Source organism: Candidatus Eisenbacteria bacterium (assembly GCA_035712145.1).
Taxonomy (GTDB): Bacteria; Eisenbacteria; RBG-16-71-46; order RBG-16-71-46; family RBG-16-71-46; genus DASTBI01.
In genome coordinates, this window is sequence record DASTBI010000124.1 from 1 (window position 1) to 1,139 (window position 1,139).

A 1,139-nucleotide genomic window follows, 5' to 3' on the forward strand; every position below is an offset into this window, starting at 1 on the left:
GACGCGCGCCTGGCGAAGAACAAATACATGGTCGGCGACACCTACACCGTCGTCGACATGGCGCTTTGGGGCTGGGCGCGGCTCATTCCCAATATCCTGGGCGACCAGGCGGCGAAGTTCGCGCACGTGAAGCGCCTGGTCGACGAGATCACCGCCCGCCCGGCAGCGCAGAAGGCAGTGGCCATCAAGGACCGCTACGCGTTCAAGACCGAGATGGACGACGAAGCAAAGCGCGCCATGTTCCCGGGCAACTATCGGGCCGCCTAGCTCAGCGCCCAAGGTCCGAGGCGCTCTTCAGCATGGCGAGCGCCTCGTCCTTCGTCTGCTCCTGCCCGTCGTTGGTGAGAATGCTGAAGGCAACGACCACGTCGCCGACGAGCAGCATGCCCTGCGTGAGCTGCTTGAACTCGCCGGGTTTGGGGTCGCGATCGGTCGCCGAGAAGTAGTAGCCCGGCCCGGGAGCGCCCGCCAATTGTTCCACCGTCAAGTACTCCTCCACCGCGCTCGGCTTTATCTTGTCTGCAGCCTGCTGGACGCTATGGCGCATCTTGATCGTCGTGTCGGCGCCCGCGCCCGATCGCTGGCGCGCGACCGGCGCCACGACCACCTGGAACGGCGCTCCCTCGCGAGGCGAGAGGGCGATAGTCTTTTCTTTCAGCTCGTCCTTCCAGCCAGGCGGGATGGTCAGCTCGAGCTTCGAGTTGTCGGGCAGGGGAAAGGCCTTCTTCTCCCCGTCCGCGGCAATAGCGGTCGTGGCGGTCGCGAAAGAAAACACCACCCAGCCGAGATAGCTCATCATGTTTCGGCACCCGCAAGACTGGTGCCAGGCCATGTACATTAGACGCACCTAGGATGAGAAGCCGCGAATCGCAAATGGATGCGCTGGTGATTGGCGCCGGTTTCTCGGGCCTGTACCAGCTCCTTTGCCTGCGGGACCGGCTCGGTCTCTCGGTCAGGGTGCTGGAAGCGGCGCCCGATCTCGGCGGCACCTGGTACTGGAACCGCTATCCGGGCGCGCGATGCGACTCGGAGAGCCACTCCTACTGCTATTTCTTCTCCAGGGAGCTTCTCGAGGAATGGCGCTGGTCGGAGCGCTATCCCGAACCGCCCGAGATCCTGCGGTACCTGAACCACGTCGC

Annotated in this window: 3 protein-coding genes; 2 read left to right on the plus strand and 1 reads right to left on the minus strand. The window is 64.3% G+C overall.

Annotated elements, in window-relative coordinates; all coding sequences use genetic code 11:
• Window positions 1–267: glutathione binding-like protein (locus VFQ05_07725; GenBank protein HET9326643.1), on the plus strand; the 267-nt coding region annotated here is incomplete at its 5' end.
• A gap of 1 nt (window position 268) precedes the next feature.
• Here the strand turns inward: VFQ05_07725 and VFQ05_07730 are convergent.
• The gene (locus VFQ05_07730) at window positions 269–799 is read right to left on the minus strand and encodes a hypothetical protein (GenBank protein ID HET9326644.1); all 531 of its coding nucleotides are present in this window, start codon (window positions 797–799) and stop codon (window positions 269–271) included.
• Between the two features lie 53 nt (window positions 800–852).
• Between VFQ05_07730 and VFQ05_07735 the strand changes: the two genes are divergently transcribed.
• The coding region (locus VFQ05_07735; protein ID HET9326645.1) for an NAD(P)-binding protein at window positions 853–1,139 on the plus strand (287 nt) is incomplete at its 3' end.

Bases quoted from the DNA above. Each gene is read 5' to 3' on its own strand.
- VFQ05_07730 (HET9326644.1), bottom strand. From the start codon at position 799: ATGATGAGCTATCTCGGCTGGGTGGTGTTTTCTTTCGCGACCGCCACG.